Annotated in this window: 26 protein-coding genes; all 26 read left to right on the top strand. The window is 34.0% G+C overall.

Translation table 11 applies throughout. From position 1 onward, the window contains the following. Positions 1 to 19 precede the first annotated feature (19 nt). The 26 genes from rplP (at position 20) to ctlX (ending at position 16,003) form a co-directional block, all read left to right on the top strand. Positions 20 to 445 carry a 50S ribosomal protein L16 gene (gene rplP / locus M0M44_RS01930; RefSeq protein WP_008464295.1) on the top strand — a complete coding sequence of 142 codons (426 nt, stop codon included), beginning with the start codon at positions 20 to 22 and terminating at the stop codon, positions 443 to 445. A gap of 12 nt (positions 446 to 457) precedes the next feature. Next, complete coding sequence (gene rpmC, locus M0M44_RS01925) at positions 458 to 649, top strand: 50S ribosomal protein L29 (RefSeq protein ID WP_008464297.1); 192 nt, start codon at positions 458 to 460, stop codon at positions 647 to 649. Between the two features lie 17 nt (positions 650 to 666). Beyond that, positions 667 to 927, top strand: a complete 261-nt coding sequence (rpsQ, locus tag M0M44_RS01920) for a 30S ribosomal protein S17 (protein ID WP_012022485.1) — start codon at positions 667 to 669, stop codon at positions 925 to 927. Between the two features lie 2 nt (positions 928 to 929). Further along, positions 930 to 1,298, top strand: a complete 369-nt coding sequence (gene rplN / locus M0M44_RS01915; protein WP_007803649.1) for a 50S ribosomal protein L14 — start codon at positions 930 to 932, stop codon at positions 1,296 to 1,298. An 11-nt stretch (positions 1,299 to 1,309) separates the two neighbouring features. Further along, positions 1,310 to 1,624, top strand: a complete 315-nt coding sequence (gene rplX, locus M0M44_RS01910) for a 50S ribosomal protein L24 (protein WP_026727873.1) — start codon at positions 1,310 to 1,312, stop codon at positions 1,622 to 1,624. A 2-nt stretch (positions 1,625 to 1,626) separates the two neighbouring features. Then, complete coding sequence (gene rplE, locus M0M44_RS01905; RefSeq protein ID WP_012022484.1) at positions 1,627 to 2,178, top strand: 50S ribosomal protein L5; 552 nt, start codon at positions 1,627 to 1,629, stop codon at positions 2,176 to 2,178. 3 nt (positions 2,179 to 2,181) lie between these two features. After that, entirely contained in the window at positions 2,182 to 2,451 is a 270-nt protein-coding gene (rpsN, locus tag M0M44_RS01900; protein ID WP_008464305.1) for a 30S ribosomal protein S14, read from the top strand. Between the two features lie 105 nt (positions 2,452 to 2,556). Beyond that, on the top strand, positions 2,557 to 2,955 hold the full coding sequence (rpsH, locus tag M0M44_RS01895) for a 30S ribosomal protein S8 (protein ID WP_008464306.1): 399 nt from the start codon (positions 2,557 to 2,559) through the stop codon (positions 2,953 to 2,955). A 19-nt stretch (positions 2,956 to 2,974) separates the two neighbouring features. After that, the gene (gene rplF, locus M0M44_RS01890) at positions 2,975 to 3,517 is read left to right on the top strand and encodes a 50S ribosomal protein L6 (protein ID WP_248728271.1); all 543 of its coding nucleotides are present in this window, start codon (positions 2,975 to 2,977) and stop codon (positions 3,515 to 3,517) included. An 11-nt stretch (positions 3,518 to 3,528) separates the two neighbouring features. Then, positions 3,529 to 3,879, top strand: a complete 351-nt coding sequence (rplR, locus tag M0M44_RS01885; RefSeq protein WP_035650451.1) for a 50S ribosomal protein L18 — start codon at positions 3,529 to 3,531, stop codon at positions 3,877 to 3,879. Positions 3,880 to 3,882: 3 nt separating this feature from the next. Then, complete coding sequence (rpsE, locus tag M0M44_RS01880; protein WP_085949269.1) at positions 3,883 to 4,407, top strand: 30S ribosomal protein S5; 525 nt, start codon at positions 3,883 to 3,885, stop codon at positions 4,405 to 4,407. Between the two features lie 11 nt (positions 4,408 to 4,418). Next, positions 4,419 to 4,601, top strand: a complete 183-nt coding sequence (gene rpmD / locus M0M44_RS01875; RefSeq protein WP_008464315.1) for a 50S ribosomal protein L30 — start codon at positions 4,419 to 4,421, stop codon at positions 4,599 to 4,601. 11 nt (positions 4,602 to 4,612) lie between these two features. Further along, positions 4,613 to 5,065 (top strand): 50S ribosomal protein L15, encoded by a 453-nt coding sequence (gene rplO, locus M0M44_RS01870; RefSeq protein WP_095931496.1) that lies wholly within the window; start codon positions 4,613 to 4,615, stop codon positions 5,063 to 5,065. A gap of 13 nt (positions 5,066 to 5,078) precedes the next feature. Next, complete coding sequence (gene secY / locus M0M44_RS01865; RefSeq protein WP_007803669.1) at positions 5,079 to 6,425, top strand: preprotein translocase subunit SecY; 1,347 nt, start codon at positions 5,079 to 5,081, stop codon at positions 6,423 to 6,425. 7 nt (positions 6,426 to 6,432) lie between these two features. Further along, positions 6,433 to 6,648 carry a translation initiation factor IF-1 gene (gene infA / locus M0M44_RS01860; protein WP_007136545.1) on the top strand — a complete coding sequence of 72 codons (216 nt, stop codon included), beginning with the start codon at positions 6,433 to 6,435 and terminating at the stop codon, positions 6,646 to 6,648. Positions 6,649 to 6,660: 12 nt separating this feature from the next. Then, on the top strand, positions 6,661 to 6,777 hold the full coding sequence (ykgO, locus tag M0M44_RS01855) for a type B 50S ribosomal protein L36 (RefSeq protein ID WP_002987490.1): 117 nt from the start codon (positions 6,661 to 6,663) through the stop codon (positions 6,775 to 6,777). A gap of 2 nt (positions 6,778 to 6,779) precedes the next feature. Then, entirely contained in the window at positions 6,780 to 7,154 is a 375-nt protein-coding gene (rpsM, locus tag M0M44_RS01850) for a 30S ribosomal protein S13 (protein WP_008464322.1), read from the top strand. 8 nt (positions 7,155 to 7,162) lie between these two features. Next, positions 7,163 to 7,546 (top strand): 30S ribosomal protein S11, encoded by a 384-nt coding sequence (gene rpsK / locus M0M44_RS01845; protein ID WP_026727866.1) that lies wholly within the window; start codon positions 7,163 to 7,165, stop codon positions 7,544 to 7,546. Between the two features lie 91 nt (positions 7,547 to 7,637). Beyond that, entirely contained in the window at positions 7,638 to 8,243 is a 606-nt protein-coding gene (rpsD, locus tag M0M44_RS01840; protein ID WP_008464326.1) for a 30S ribosomal protein S4, read from the top strand. Between the two features lie 21 nt (positions 8,244 to 8,264). Next, positions 8,265 to 9,257, top strand: a complete 993-nt coding sequence (locus M0M44_RS01835; protein WP_008464329.1) for a DNA-directed RNA polymerase subunit alpha — start codon at positions 8,265 to 8,267, stop codon at positions 9,255 to 9,257. A 62-nt stretch (positions 9,258 to 9,319) separates the two neighbouring features. Continuing rightward, on the top strand, positions 9,320 to 9,811 hold the full coding sequence (gene rplQ / locus M0M44_RS01830) for a 50S ribosomal protein L17 (RefSeq protein WP_248728270.1): 492 nt from the start codon (positions 9,320 to 9,322) through the stop codon (positions 9,809 to 9,811). Between the two features lie 244 nt (positions 9,812 to 10,055). After that, entirely contained in the window at positions 10,056 to 11,165 is a 1,110-nt protein-coding gene (gene carA, locus M0M44_RS01825; protein ID WP_248728269.1) for a glutamine-hydrolyzing carbamoyl-phosphate synthase small subunit, read from the top strand. Between the two features lie 111 nt (positions 11,166 to 11,276). After that, positions 11,277 to 12,569 carry a phosphopyruvate hydratase gene (gene eno, locus M0M44_RS01820; RefSeq protein ID WP_248728268.1) on the top strand — a complete coding sequence of 431 codons (1,293 nt, stop codon included), beginning with the start codon at positions 11,277 to 11,279 and terminating at the stop codon, positions 12,567 to 12,569. Positions 12,570 to 12,722: 153 nt separating this feature from the next. After that, positions 12,723 to 14,000 (top strand): citrate synthase, encoded by a 1,278-nt coding sequence (locus M0M44_RS01815; protein ID WP_095931490.1) that lies wholly within the window; start codon positions 12,723 to 12,725, stop codon positions 13,998 to 14,000. 62 nt (positions 14,001 to 14,062) lie between these two features. Next, the gene (locus M0M44_RS01810; RefSeq protein WP_248728267.1) at positions 14,063 to 14,977 is read left to right on the top strand and encodes a dimethylarginine dimethylaminohydrolase family protein; all 915 of its coding nucleotides are present in this window, start codon (positions 14,063 to 14,065) and stop codon (positions 14,975 to 14,977) included. Positions 14,978 to 15,067: 90 nt separating this feature from the next. Continuing rightward, positions 15,068 to 16,003 carry a citrulline utilization hydrolase CtlX gene (gene ctlX / locus M0M44_RS01805; protein ID WP_248728266.1) on the top strand — a complete coding sequence of 312 codons (936 nt, stop codon included), beginning with the start codon at positions 15,068 to 15,070 and terminating at the stop codon, positions 16,001 to 16,003. Positions 16,004 to 16,068 lie beyond the last annotated feature (65 nt).

The raw sequence follows: 16,068 nt of genomic DNA, 5'->3' as shown, positions 1-16,068 counted from the left end.
ATTTTTAAACTAAAGAAAAATGTTACAGCCTAAAAGAACAAAATACCGTAAGGTACAAAAAGGTAGAATGAAAGGTAACTCTCAAAGAGGGCATGAGCTTTCAAATGGAATGTTTGGTATTAAATCTGTACATGAAGATGGAATGTTCTTAACTTCTCGTCAAATCGAAGCTGCGCGTATCGCTGCAACTCGTTACATGAAAAGAGAGGGACAATTATGGATTAAAATTTTCCCAGACAAACCTATTACTAAGAAACCTCTTGAAGTACGTATGGGTAAAGGTAAAGGAGCAGTTGAGTATTGGGCTGCTGTTGTTAAACCAGGAAGAATTATGTTTGAAGTTGGAGGAGTTCCATTGTCAGTTGCAAAAGAGGCTTTACGTCTTGCAGCTCAAAAACTTCCAGTAAAAACTAAGTTCGTCGTTGCTAGAGATTTCGAAGCATAATTTATATTTATTATGAAACAATCAGAAATAAAAGATCTTTCTGCAGCGGAGTTGCAAGAAAAGCTTAGTCAAACTAAGAAAGTATATGCTGACCTAAAAATGGCTCACGCAATCTCTCCAATTGCTAACCCACTTCAAATTAGAAGCGTTAGAAGAACAGTTGCAAGATTAGCTACAGAGTTAACTAAAAGAGAGTTACAATAATTGTATTCTGCTGAAAGATGGAAGAAAAAAGAAATTTAAGAAAAGAAAGAATAGGTGTTGTTACTTCAAATAAGATGGATAAATCTATCGTTATTTCGGAAGTAAGAAAAGTAAAACACCCATTATACGGTAAGTTCGTGTTGAAAACTAAGAAATATGTTGCACACGACGAAACAAACGACTGTAACATTGGAGATACTGTAAGAATTAGCGAAACGCGTCCTTTAAGTAAAACAAAATGTTGGAGATTAGTTGAAATCTTAGAAAGAGCTAAATAATTATGGTACAACAAGAATCAAGACTAAAAGTAGCAGATAACACGGGAGCTAAAGAAGTTTTAACTATTCGTGTTTTAGGAGGTACTAAAAGAAGATATGCCTCTGTTGGTGACAAAATTGTAGTTTCTATCAAAGATGCAACTCCAAACGGAAACGTGAAAAAAGGAGCTGTTTCAACTGCAGTTGTTGTGCGTACTAAAAAAGAAGTGAGAAGAGCTGATGGTTCTTATATCCGTTTCGATGATAATGCATGTGTTCTTTTGAACGCTGCAGGGGAAATGAGAGGAACTCGTGTTTTTGGTCCGGTAGCAAGAGAACTTCGTGAAAAACAATTCATGAAAATTGTATCATTAGCACCAGAAGTGCTTTAATTCGTTTTAAGATGATAAAGCTAAAAATAAAATCAGGAGATATCGTAAGAGTTATTGCTGGAGACCATAAAGGGGCTGAAGGTAAAGTTTTACGTGTTTACCGTGAAAAAAACAAAGCGATCGTTGAAGGTGTAAACATGGTTTCTAAACATACTAAACCAAGTGCTAAAAACCCTCAAGGTGGTATCGTTAAGAAAGAAGCTTCTATTCAAATTTCTAACATTGCTTTAATTGATCCTAAAACTAAGGAAACAACTAGAGTAGGTATTAGAGTAGAAGGAGATAAGAAAGTAAGATTTTCAAAAAAATCTAATCAAGTACTATAGTAATGGCATATACACCTAGACTAAAAGAAGAATATAAGAGTAGAGTGATCTCTGCTCTTAAAGAAGAGTTCGGATATACAAACGTGATGCAAGTTCCTAAACTTGAGAAAATCGTTTTGAGCCGTGGAGTTGGTGCAGCTGTATCTGATAAAAAACTTATTGACTATGCAGTTGATGAGTTAACAAAGATCACTGGACAAAAAGCAGTTTCTACAATCTCTAAGAAAGACGTTGCGTCTTTCAAATTGAGAAAAGGGATGCCTATTGGAGCAAAAGTTACTTTACGTGGAGAAAGAATGTATGAGTTTTTAGATAGACTTATCACTTCTGCTTTACCACGTGTTAGAGATTTTGGTGGTATTAAAGCTACTGGATTCGACGGAAGAGGTAACTACAATCTTGGAGTTTTAGAGCAAATCATTTTCCCAGAAATTGATATTGACAAAGTAAACAAAATTTCAGGAATGGATATTACTTTTGTTACTACTGCAAAAACAGACAAGGAAGCAAAGTCATTATTGGCTGAATTAGGATTACCTTTTAAAAAGAATTAAGACATGGCTAAAGAATCAATGAAAGCCCGCGAGGTGAAAAGAGAGAAAACGGTAGCTAAGTACGCTGAAAAGAGAAAAGCTTTATTAGAAGCTGGAGACTATGAAGGTTTACAAAGATTACCTAAAAATGCTTCACCAGTTCGTTTACACAACCGTTGTAAATTAACAGGTAGACCTAGAGGTTACATCCGTCAATTCGGTATTTCACGTGTAACTTTCCGTGAAATGGCTAACAATGGATTAATTCCTGGTGTTAAAAAAGCATCTTGGTAATCTGGCAATAAGTTATTACTTTTGCAAACCAAAAAATAATTTTTAATTGATTAAAGGTTCGGGAGATGAGTATCTCCCGAAAACCATAATCGCAATCAAATACATATGTATACAGATCCTATTGCAGATTATTTGACTAGAGTTCGTAACGCTGTGGCTGCAAACCACAAAGTTGTTGAAATTCCAGCATCTAATCTTAAAAAAGAGATAACTAAGATCTTATTTGATCAAGGTTACATCTTAAGTTACAAATTTGAGCAGAACACAGTTCAAGGTTCTATCAAAATTGCTTTGAAGTATGATAAAGATACTAAAGAGCCTGTAATCAAAGATATCCAAAGAATTAGTAAACCTGGTTTACGTAAGTACGCAGGTGCTGCCAAATTACCTAGAATCCTTAACGGATTAGGAATTGCTATTGTTTCTACATCAAAAGGTTTGATGACAGGAAAACAAGCTAAGCAATTAAATGTAGGTGGTGAAGTAATTTGTTACGTATACTAATTTTAAACACTAGATAAAGATGTCAAGAATAGGTAAAAGCCCAATTGTAATCCCTGCTGGTGTAACTGTTGAAGTTAAAGACGGTATTATTACAGTAAAAGGAAAAAGAGGTCAACTAGTACAAGAGTTTTCGGACGTAAATGTAACTGTTGAAGGCGATCAAGTTTTAGTTGAAAGATCGTCTGATCATAAAGACCATAGAGCAAAACACGGATTATTTAGATCTTTGATCAATAATATGATTGTTGGTGTATCTGAAGGTTTCACAAAAGAACTAGAATTAGTTGGAGTAGGTTATAGAGCTTCAAACCAAGGTCAAAAATTAGATTTAGCTCTTGGATATTCTCACAATATTGTTTTAGAAATTGCTCCAGAAGTATCTTTAGAAACAGTATCTGAAAAAGGTAAGAACCCTATCGTAAAATTAACATCGTTTGATAAACAACTTTTAGGTCAAGTAGCTGCGAAAATCAGAGGTTTCCGTAAGCCTGAGCCATACAAAGGAAAAGGTGTTAAATTTGTGGGTGAAGTATTAAGAAGAAAAGCAGGTAAATCAGCTTAAAATATAAGATTATGTCATTAACAAAATCTGAAAGAAGACAGAGAATTAAATTCAGAATTAGAAAATCGGTTAGTGGTTCTGCTGCAAGACCTAGACTTTCTGTTTTTAGAAGTAATAAAGAAATTTACGCTCAAATTATTGATGATGTAAATGGAGTTACTATCTTAGCTGCATCTTCTAGAGAAAAAGAAATAGGAAAAGGTACTAACGTTGAAGTAGCTGCTGCTGTTGGAAAGCTAGTTGCAGAGAAAGCGTTAAAAGCTGGGATTGATACCATCACTTTTGATAGAGGTGGATATTTATATCACGGGCGTATTAAATCATTAGCAGAAGGCGCAAGAGCCGCTGGACTTAAATTCTAATATATTATGTCTAAATACAAAAATGTAGAATTGGTAAAACCTAGTGGTCTTGAATTAAAAGATCGTCTAGTTAGTGTTAATCGTGTTACTAAGGTTACAAAAGGAGGTAGAGCTTTCGGTTTTTCTGCTATTGTAGTTGTAGGTGATGAAAATGGAGTAGTTGGTCATGGATTAGGAAAATCTAAAGACGTTTCTGAAGCAATTGCGAAAGCAGTAGAAGATGCTAAGAAAAATTTAGTTAGAATTCCTTTGAATGGACAATCTGTTCCTCACGAACAAAAAGGTAAATTTGGTGGTGCACGCGTATTCTTAATTCCAGCGTCTCATGGTACTGGAGTTATTGCTGGTGGAGCTGTTCGTTCAGTTCTTGAGTCAGTAGGTATTCACGATGTATTGTCTAAATCTCAAGGATCATCAAATCCGCATAACGTAGTAAAAGCAACTTTTGATGCTTTATTGCAAATGAGAAGTGCTCATACTGTTGCAAAACAAAGAGGTGTTTCTTTAGAGAAAGTTTTTAAAGGTTAATTCAGGAAATTATGGCTAAATTATTAGTAAAACAAGTAAGAAGCAAAATCAACTGTCCTCTTTCTCAAAAGAGAGGGTTGGAAGCTTTAGGTCTACGTAAAATTGGACAAGTTGTGGAGCATGAGTCAAATCCTGCTATCCTTGGGATGATAAACAAAGTTAAACACTTAGTTTCTGTTGAAGAAGCTAAATAACAAATACTGTTATGAATTTAAGTAACTTACAACCTGCTGAGGGATCTACACACAATCAAAATAAAAGATTAGGTAGAGGAGAAGGTTCTGGAAAAGGTGGTACCGCTGCACGTGGACACAAAGGGGCAAAATCTCGTTCTGGTTATTCTAAAAAGATTGGTTTTGAAGGAGGGCAGATGCCGCTTCAAAGACGTGTACCTAAGTTTGGTTTCAAAAACATCAATCGTAAAGAATACGAAGGTGTTAATTTAGATACTCTTCAATTATTAGTTGATAACGGTGCAATTACTGATTCTGTTTCTATGACAGAGTTCGTGGCAAATCGTCTGGCTACTAAAAATGAAATCGTTAAGATTTTAGGTAGAGGAGAATTGAAAGCAAAATTAAAAGTAACTGCCCACAAATTTACTGCTACTGCAAAAGCTGCTATTGAAGCTGCTGGTGGAGAAGCTGTAACTATATAACTTATCTATTAAGATGAAGAAATTTATTGAATCAATAAGTAATGTTTGGAAAATCGAAGAACTAAAGAATAGAATCTTAATTACATTAGGATTGCTTTTAGTATATCGTTTTGGAGCACACGTTACGCTTCCTGGAATTGACGCAACGCAATTGACTGGTTTAGCGGGACAAACTAAAAATGGTCTAGGATCTATTCTAGACATGTTCACCGGGGGTGCTTTCTCTAAGGCTTCAGTTTTTGCCTTAGGTATCATGCCTTATATTTCTGCGTCTATTGTTGTTCAGTTGATGGGGATTGCGATTCCATATTTACAAAAACTTCAAAATGATGGGGAAAGTGGTAGAAAAAAGATTAATCAAATCACTCGTTGGTTGACAATCGCTATCACATTGGTTCAAGGTCCAACTTATATCTATAATTTATACAGAACATTGCCTAGTAATGCATTTTTGCTAGGCTTTAATTCTCCTGAATTTTTGTTCTCGTCTGTTATCATTTTAGTTACTGGTACAATTTTTGCTATGTGGCTGGGTGAGAAAATTACAGATAAAGGTATTGGAAATGGTATTTCATTGTTAATTATGGTTGGTATTTTAGCTCGTTTACCGCAAGCTTTTATCCAAGAGTTTACCACTCGTGTTACCAATAACAATGGAGGTCCAATGTTATTAGTTATTGAAATTATTGTGTGGTTGTTAGTTATCATTTCTTGTGTATTGCTTACAATGGCAGTACGTAGAATCCCTGTTCAGTATGCTCGTCGTACGACTACGGGAGATTACGAGCAAGATTTGGCAGGAGGTAATAGACAATGGATTCCTCTTAAGCTTAATGCTTCAGGAGTTATGCCAATTATTTTTGCGCAGGCAATTATGTTTATTCCTGCGGCTGTAGCTGGATTGTCTAAATCAGATACATCACAATCTATTGTTGGTGCATTTAGTAATATGTTTGGTTTCTGGTATAATTTTGTTTTTGCAACTTTAATTATTGTATTTACATTCTTTTATACTGCGATCACTGTACCTACTAACAAAATGGCTGATGATTTAAAAAGAAGCGGTGGTTTTATTCCTGGAGTTCGTCCTGGAGCAGAAACTTCTGATTTCCTTGATAAAGTGATGTCTTTAATAACTTTCCCAGGATCTTTATTCCTTGCTTTGATTGCTGTGTTCCCAGCTATTGTTGTAAGTATTATGGATGTACAACAATCTTGGGCAATGTTTTTTGGAGGTACCTCATTAATAATTATGGTTGGTGTTGCAATAGATACTATTCAACAAATCAATTCATACTTGTTAAACAAACATTATGATGGTTTAATGAAGACTGGTAAAAATAGAAAAGCGGTAGCTTAATATATTTATGGCAAAACAATCAGCAATAGAACAAGACGGATCAATCATTGAAGCATTGTCAAATGCGATGTTCCGTGTAGAGTTAGAAAATGGACATATTGTAATTGCTCATATTTCTGGTAAAATGCGAATGCATTACATCAAATTATTACCTGGTGATAAAGTGAAACTAGAAATGAGTCCTTACGATTTGTCAAAAGCAAGAATTACTTATCGATATTAAAGGATATTCACTATGAAAGTTAGAGCATCAGTAAAAAAGAGAAGTGCCGAGTGCATTATCGTGCGTAGAAAAGGGAGACTGTACGTAATAAACAAAAAGAATCCTAGATTTAAACAAAGACAAGGATAATTATGGCAAGAATAGCAGGGGTAGATATCCCAAAAAACAAAAGAGGTGTTATTGCACTTACCTACATCTTCGGATTAGGAAAAAGTAGAGCTATCGAGATTTTGGAAAAAGCTCAAGTTAGCCAAGATAAAAAAGTTCAAGATTGGAATGATGATGAAATCGGAGCAATTCGTGAAGCTGTTTCATTTTACAAAATTGAAGGAGAATTACGTTCTGAAATATCTTTAAACATTAAACGTTTAATGGATATCGGATGTTACAGAGGTATTCGTCATAGATCTGGTCTTCCGTTAAGAGGGCAAAGAACTAAAAACAACTCAAGAACAAGAAAAGGTAAAAGAAAAACTGTTGCTAACAAGAAAAAAGCAACTAAATAATAAGTAATATGGCTAAAGCAACTGCAAAAAAACGTAAAGTTATCGTTGAATCAACGGGTGAGGCTCATATTTCTGCCACTTTTAATAACATTATTATTTCTTTGACTAATAAGAAAGGTGAAGTTATCTCTTGGTCTTCAGCTGGTAAAATGGGTTTCAGAGGTTCTAAAAAGAACACTCCTTACGCAGCTCAAATGGCAGCAGAAGATTGCGCTAAAGTAGCACTTGAGGCGGGACTTAAAAAAGTGAAAGTTTATGTAAAAGGACCAGGTAACGGACGTGAGTCTGCTATCCGTTCTATTCATAACGGTGGAATTGAAGTTACAGAGATTATCGATGTTACTCCAATGCCGCACAACGGATGTCGCCCTCCAAAAAGACGTAGAGTTTAATTTTTTATTTTTATAGTATAAACAAGGTAGAACATAGATTATCGAAGGATTAGACCTGAATTCATAATTTCTACCTTAAATTTTTTTTAAAATGGCAAGATATACTGGTCCTAAAACCAAAATCGCTCGTAAATTTGGCGAGGCAATCTTCGGAGATGATAAATCATTCGAAAAAAGAAATTACCCACCTGGACAACACGGGATGGCTAAAAAAAGAGGAAAAAAATCTGAGTACGCTGTTCAGTTAATGGAAAAGCAAAAAGCTAAATATTCTTATGGAATTTTAGAAAAACAATTCAGAAATTTATTCGAAAAAGCATCAGCAACTAAAGGAGTAACTGGTGAAGTTTTATTACAATTATGCGAAGCAAGATTAGATAATGTTGTTTTTAGAATGGGAATTGCTCCATCTAGAAGAGGTGCGCGTCAAATCGTTTCTCACAGACACATTACTGTAAATGGAGAGGTTGTTAATATTCCTTCTTACCACCTTAAGCCTGGTGATAAAGTTGCAGTTCGTGAAAAATCTAAATCTTTAGAAGCTATCGAACGTTCTTTATCAAATTCAAGTCATGTTTATGAATGGATTACTTGGAACAATGATCTTAAAGAAGGAACTTTCGTTTCTGTACCTGCGAGACTTCAAATTCCAGAAAACATTAAAGAACAATTAATCGTAGAGTTGTACAACAAATAATAATTGACTTAGTCGAAATTTATGGCAATATTTAATTTTCAAAAGCCCGATAAAGTTATCATGATCGATTCAACCGATTTTGAAGGTAAATTTGAGTTTAGACCTTTAGAACCTGGTTACGGATTGACAGTTGGTAATGCACTTAGAAGAGTTTTGCTTTCAGCGTTAGAAGGTTATGCAATTACATCTGTTCGTATCGAAGGTGTAGATCATGAGTTTTCTACTATTTCAGGTGTTGTTGAGGATGTTACCGAAATTATCCTTAATCTAAAACAAGTACGTTTCAAACGTCAGATTGAAGATATCGATAATGAATCAGTTACTATTTCTGTTTCTGGTAAAGATCAATTAACAGCAGGTGATTTTCAAAAATTTATCTCAGGTTTTCAAGTTTTGAATCCAGACCTTGTTATCTGTAATTTAGATTCTAAAATCAAATTGAACTTCGATTTGACAATCGAAAAAGGTAGAGGATACGTTCCTGCTGAAGAGAACAAAAAACAGAATGCTGCAATTGGAACAATTTTTACAGATTCTATTTTTACTCCGGTAAAAAATGTAAAATATGCAATCGAAAATTTCCGTGTAGAGCAAAAAACAGATTACGAAAAATTAGTTTTTGAAATTAAAACTGATGGATCTATTAATCCAAAAGATGCTCTTACTGAAGCTGCTAAAGTTTTAATTCACCATTTCATGTTGTTTTCTGATGAAAGAATTACACTTGAGGCTGACGAAATTGCACAAACAGAATCGTATGATGAAGAGTCATTGCATATGAGACAATTGCTTAAAACTAAGCTTGTTGATATGGATTTATCTGTGAGAGCATTAAATTGCTTGAAAGCGGCTGAAGTTGATACACTTGGTGATTTAGTATCGTTCAATAAAAATGACCTAATGAAATTCCGTAATTTTGGTAAAAAATCTTTAACTGAACTTGATGAACTTGTTGCAGTGAAGAATTTAACTTTCGGAATGGATTTAGCTAAATACAAATTAGATAAAGAATAATTTACTTCATATTTTGCTCTCCATAGTGGATTGTAGCAAGATGAAGATAAAAAAAACACGTCATGAGACACGGAAAAAAATTCAACCACTTAAGCAGACAGACTGGACATAGAAAAGCTATGTTGGCTAATATGGCTTGTTCTCTTATTGAGCACAAACGTATTAACACTACTGTTGCTAAAGCTAAAGCGCTTAAACAATTTGTTGAGCCTTTAATCACAAAATCAAAAGAAGATACGACTCACAATCGTCGTATTGTTTTTGCATACCTACGTAGCAAATATGCTGTAACTGACTTGTTCAGAGATGTGGCTGCTAAAGTTGGAGACCGTCCAGGTGGATACACTCGTATCATTAAAGTTGGAAATCGTTTGGGAGATAATGCTGATATGGCAATGATCGAACTTGTTGACTTCAATGAACTTTACAATGGAGGTAAAAAAGAAGTTAAAAAAGCGAAAAGCCGTCGTGGTGGTAAAGCTAAAAAAGCTGAAACTTCTGCTCCAGAAGCTCCTGCTGCTGAAACAGAAACGACTACTGAAGCTTCTGAATAATTATGAAAGTAATCATTCTATAGAAATCAAGGATAAACTAATTTTTAGTTTATCCTTTTTTTTTGATTTTTTTGAAACCATAAAAATGTAACTTATTTAAAATGATAGGTTTTATTTTTACAGATGAAAGTTTTAAAAAATCTTGGAGGGGCTATTTTAAAGAAGTAAATTTGCAAAATTCTAATTACACTTAAAATCTATATTTGGTTTTATAACTTGATTAAAAAACAATACAAATTAAATAATGAAATACACAACACGACAAAGCGCCATTTTATTACTTAGTGACGGAACAATCTTTCACGGAAAATCTATCGGAATTAGCGGTAAAACTTTTGGTGAAGTTTGTTTTAATACAGGAATGACTGGGTATCAGGAAATTTTTACTGATCCTTCTTATTTTGGGCAAATAATGGTTGCTACAAATACACATATCGGAAACTATGGTGTTAATGATTCTGAAGTTGAATCTGATAGTATTAAAATTGCCGGTTTAGTTTGTAAAAACTTTAGTTTTAATTATTCTAGAGAAAATGCTTCTGGAAGTTTAGAGGATTATTTTGCGAAACAAAATTTAATCTGTATTTCTGATGTTGATACGCGTGCACTTGTAAGCTACATTCGAGATAATGGCGCTATGAATGCAGTAATTTGTACAGATGGAACTTCAATCGAGGATTTGAAAAAAGAGTTGGCTAATGTTCCAAATATGGAAGGTTTAGAGTTGGCTTCTAAAGTTTCAACTAAAGAGCCGTATTTCTTTGGCGACGAAAATGCTACTTATAAAATATCAGCTTTAGATCTTGGTATCAAAAAAAATATTTTGAGAAACCTTGCAAAAAGAGATTGTTATATTAAAGTATATCCGTTTGATTCAACTTATAAAGATATGTCTGAGTTTAATCCTGATGGATATTTCTTGTCAAATGGCCCTGGAGATCCAGATCCGCTGTTTGGGGCGATTCAGGTTGCAAAGGAGATTTTGGCAGATAATAAGCCATTGTTCGGAATCTGTTTAGGACATCAGGTAATTGGTTTGGCTAATGGTGTTGAAACTTACAAGATGTTTAATGGACACAGAGGAATTAACCATCCAGTAAAAAATATCATTACAGGTAAAGGCGAAATAACATCTCAAAACCATGGATTTGCGGTTAAGAGAGAGCAATTGGAAAATCATCCAGAATTAGAAATTACGCATGTTCACTTAAATGATGGTACTGTTGCGGGAATGCGAATGAAGAACAAAAATTGTTTCTCAGTTCAATATCACCCAGAGGCTAGTCCAGGACCACACGATTCGTCATATTTGTTTGACCAATTTGTAGAGAATATTAAAAGCGACAAAGTCTAAAACGATGTAGTTAATAAATAAAGGTGTTTAATGACTACAATGCGTTTATAGTATTAAATATTTTTATAATTTCGAAAAAAAAATATAATTTATTAATAAAAAACAAAAATAATGAGTATTATAATTAAAGTTCACGCAAGACAAATTCTTGATTCTAGAGGAAACCCAACTATTGAAGTTGATGTAGTAACTGAAAATGGGGTTTTAGGTAGAGCTGCTGTTCCATCTGGAGCATCAACTGGAGAGCACGAAGCTGTTGAATTACGTGATGGAGGTAAAGCTTATCTAGGTAAAGGTGTTTTGAATGCAGTGAATAATGTAAATACCGTTATTGCTGAAGAGTTAGTTGGGACTTCTGTTTTCGAACAAAACACAATTGACCAATTAATGATTGATTTAGATGGAACTCCAAATAAATCAAAATTAGGGGCTAATGCTATTTTAGGAGTTTCTTTAGCTGCTGCAAAAGCTGCTGCTAATGAATTAGGATTGCCATTATACAGATATGTTGGAGGTGTTTCTGCTAATACATTGCCAGTTCCAATGATGAACATCATCAATGGTGGTTCTCACTCTGATGCACCTATCGCATTCCAAGAGTTTATGATTTTTCCTGTAAAAGCAACTTCTTTTACACATGCTATGCAAATGGGAACTGAAATCTTCCACAGCTTAAAAAAAGTTTTACATGACAGAGGTTTAAGTACAGCAGTTGGTGATGAAGGAGGTTTTGCTCCAAACTTGGCTGGTGGTACTGAAGATGCTTTAGATACTATCAAATTAGCGGTTGAAAAAGCAGGATATACTTTCGGTGACGAAATTATGATTGCTCTTGACTGCGCAGCTTCTGAATTCTATGTAAACGGTAAATACGATTATACTAAATTTGAAGGAGAAACTGGAAAAATTAGAACTTCTGAAGAACAAGCTGATTACTTAGCTGAATTAGCTGCTAAATATCCAATTATCTCTATCGAAGATGGTATGTATGAAGATGACTGGGATGGTTGGAAATACTTAACTGAAAAAATTGGAAATAAAGTACAATTAGTTGGTGATGATTTATTTGTTACTAACGTTGAGCGTTTGTCAACAGGAATCGAAAAAGGAATTGCTAATTCAATTTTAGTAAAAGTTAACCAAATTGGTACTTTGACTGAAACTATTGCTGCTGTAAACATGGCGAAAAACGCTGGTTATACATCTGTAATGTCTCACCGTTCTGGAGAAACAGAAGATAATACTATTGCTGATTTAGCTGTAGCATTAAACTGTGGTCAAATCAAAACTGGTTCGGCTTCTCGTTCAGATCGTATGGCAAAGTACAACCAATTGTTAAGAATTGAAGAAGAATTAGGAAGCACTGCTTATTTTCCAGGTTTAAATGCTTTTAAGATTAAATAATCATAAGAGATATATTAAGATAAACCATTCATTTTTTAATGAATGGTTTTTTTTTGGAGTTTTAACAAATTCATAGCAGTATTCTTTTTTTAATTAGTCTTAAATTCATTAGATTTGATAAATTATTATTTAAAGAATTATTTCCAGTATATTATGTCAAAAATAGCTACATTAGAAATAGATGGTAAAAAGATTGAGCTTCCAGTAATCACAGGAAGCGAAAACGAATCAGCTATCGATATTAACAAATTACGTGATTTAACAGGTTTCATTACCCTTGATCCAGGTTATAAAAATTCAGGATCTTGTACAAGCGAAATCACTTTCCTAGATGGAGAAGAAGGAATTTTGCGTTACAGAGGATACTCAATTGAAGATCTTGCAGAAAAAGCAAATTTCTTAGAAGTATCTTATCTTTTAATTTTTGGTGAATTGCCTACAGCTTCACAATTAGAAGATTTTGAAAATGGTATAAAAAAGCATTCTTTGGTAAACGAAGAAATGAAAAATATCATTGACGGTTTTCCTAAAACGGCTCACCCAATGGGAGTGTTATCTGCTTTAACAAGTGCTTTAACAGCATTCAACCCTAAAGCAGTTAATGTTGATAATGAAAAAGAAATGTACGAGGCTATTTGTAAAACAATGGCAAAGTTTCTTGTAATTGCTACATGGACTTATAGAAAATCTATGGGTTATCCTTTGAACTACTACGATAATACAAAAGGATATGTAGAAAGCTTTATGCAATTAATGTTTAAATTGCCTACTGGTCCTTATGCCGCAAATCCGGTAATCGTAAATGCTTTAGATAAATTATTTATCCTTCACGCTGATCATGAGCAAAACTGTTCTACATCTACTGTTAGAATGGTAGGTTCTTCTCACGCAGGATTATTTGCTTCAGTTTCTGCAGGAGTTTCTGCTTTATGGGGGCCACTTCACGGTGGAGCAAACCAAGCTGTACTTGAAATGCTTGAAGAAATTAATAAAGACGGTGGAGATACAGATAAATTCTTAGCAAAAGCAAAAGACAAAAATGATCCTTTCCGTTTAATGGGATTCGGGCACAGAGTTTATAAAAATTTTGATCCAAGAGCTAAAATTATCAAAAAAGCTGCAACAGAAGTATTAGAGACTTTAGGTGTTGAAGATCCGATTTTAGATATCGCAAGAAAATTAGAAAAAGCTGCTCTTGAAGATGAATACTTCAAAGCAAGAAACTTATATCCAAACGTTGATTTCTACTCTGGAATTATCTACAGAGCTTTAGGAATTCCAACAGATATGTTTACTGTTATGTTTGCAATTGGAAGGCTGCCAGGTTGGATTGCGCAATGGAAAGAAATGCGTGAAAACAAAGAACCAATTGGAAGACCAAGACAAATTTATACAGGACATCCTTTACGAGAGTTTAAGTCTAATAAATAAAAAACGAAAGCTTCACTTAACTGTGAAGCTTTTTTTATATTTGCTCAAAATACAATAGAGTTATGTTGCAATTAAATGTAAAGAACGAAACGTCTCGACTTCGTGCTGTAGTTCTGGGTTCTGCTGTTCATAATGGACCAACTCCAACTATAGAAGAGGCTTATGATCCTAAATCATTGGAACATATTAAGGCGGGAACTTATCCTTTAGAAAAAGATATGATTGCTGAAATGGATGCTTTTAATGCTGTTTTTCAAAAATATGATGTAACAGTTTATCGTCCAGAAATGATTGAAAACTACAATCAGATTTTTGCAAGAGATATTGGGTTCGTAATTGATGATGTCTTTGTGAAATCGAATATTCTTCCAGATAGAGAACGTGAATTGGATGCTATTCAATATGTAATTGATCAGATAGATCCATTAAAAGTAGTTCGTCCTCCAGAAGAAGTTCATATAGAAGGAGGAGATGTGATGCTTTGGAATGATCATATATTTATCGGAACTTATAAAGGAAGTGATTATAAAGACTACATTACAGCAAGAACCAATATGCATGGTGTGAACTATATTAAATCGTTATTTCCTAATAAGATTGTTAAAGAATTTGACTTGGTGAAATCTAAATTAGAAGCAAGAGATAATGCGTTACATTTAGATTGTTGTTTTCAGCCAGTCGGAAAAAATAAAGGCATTATTTATAAAAGAGGTTTTCGTGAAGAAGCAGATTATCTTTATTTAGTGAAGCTTTTCGGGAAAGAAAATCTATTTCATATTGAAAGAAACGAAATGTATAATATGTTTTCGAATGTATTTTCAATTGATGAAAATGTGGTGGTTTCTGAAAAGAATTTTACGAGATTGAATAATTGGCTTCGTGAAAATGGTTTTACAGTTGAAGAAATTCCATATGCTGAAATTTCAAAGCAAGAAGGTTTGTTGAGATGCTCGACGCTTCCATTAATTAGAGACTAAAAATAGTTTTTTGTTTCAGGTTTCAGGTTTCAATTTCGTACAAGACGTGAAACCTGAAACTTGAAACCTGAAACAAAAAAAATATAAAAAATGAAACAAACTACCAATGCTATCGTGATGATTCGGCCAGTTGCATTCAGAATGAATGAGCAGACGGCTGTAAATAATTATTATCAAAAAGTTTTAGATGGACTTTTACCAAGTACCGTTAATGCTAAAGCGCAACAGGAGTTTGATGCTTTTGTTGAAAAATTAAGAGCGGTCGGAGTAGATGTTACTGTTGTTGATGACAATTTAGAGACTGATACTCCTGATAGTATTTTTCCAAACAATTGGGTTTCATTTCATGAAAATGGTGATGTAGCACTTTATCCGATGTTTGCTGAAAATCGTCGCCAGGAACGTCGTGAAGATATTTTGGATACTTTGGAAGAAAAAGGATTCGAAATTGCTAATATAATGGATTATACTTCAGCAGAAGAAGATGGTATTTTCTTAGAAGGAACGGGTAGTTTGTTATTGGATAGAGCTAATGGAAAAGCATATTGCGCATTATCTCCAAGAGCAGATGAAGAGCTTTTTATAGAATTCTGCGAAGATTTTGATTATGCTCCGGTTATTTTTGAAGCTTTTCAAACGGTTGGTGGCGAACGTAAACTAATTTATCATACTAACGTAATGATGTGTTTAGGCGAGACTTTTGCTGTTATTTGTGCAGATTCTATCGATGATAAGAAAGAGCGAAAAATGGTTTTAGATAATCTTAAACAAGATCAAAAAGAAATCATTTTAATCACAGAAGATCAAGTGAATAATTTTGCTGGAAATATGCTAGAAGTTCGTGGTAAAGATGATAAAAAGTATATTGTTATGAGTGCTTCTGCACACCAGAGTTTAACTCCAAAACAAATTTCTCAATTAGAAAATCATGCAGAAATCTTAAGTTCAAGCCTTGATACAATTGAAGCTTGTGGGGGAGGAAGTGCAAGATGTATGATGGCAGAAGTTTTTCTGCCAAGGAGTTAAAACAAAAAGATCTTAAAAAGAAAGGGATAAAATCAAGTAAGGTTTTATCCCTTTCTTTTTAAGAA

Source organism: Flavobacterium humidisoli (genome assembly GCF_023272795.1).
In the GTDB taxonomy this organism is placed as follows: domain Bacteria; phylum Bacteroidota; class Bacteroidia; order Flavobacteriales; family Flavobacteriaceae; genus Flavobacterium; species Flavobacterium humidisoli.
This window is presented reverse-complemented; position numbering and strand designations above follow the sequence as displayed.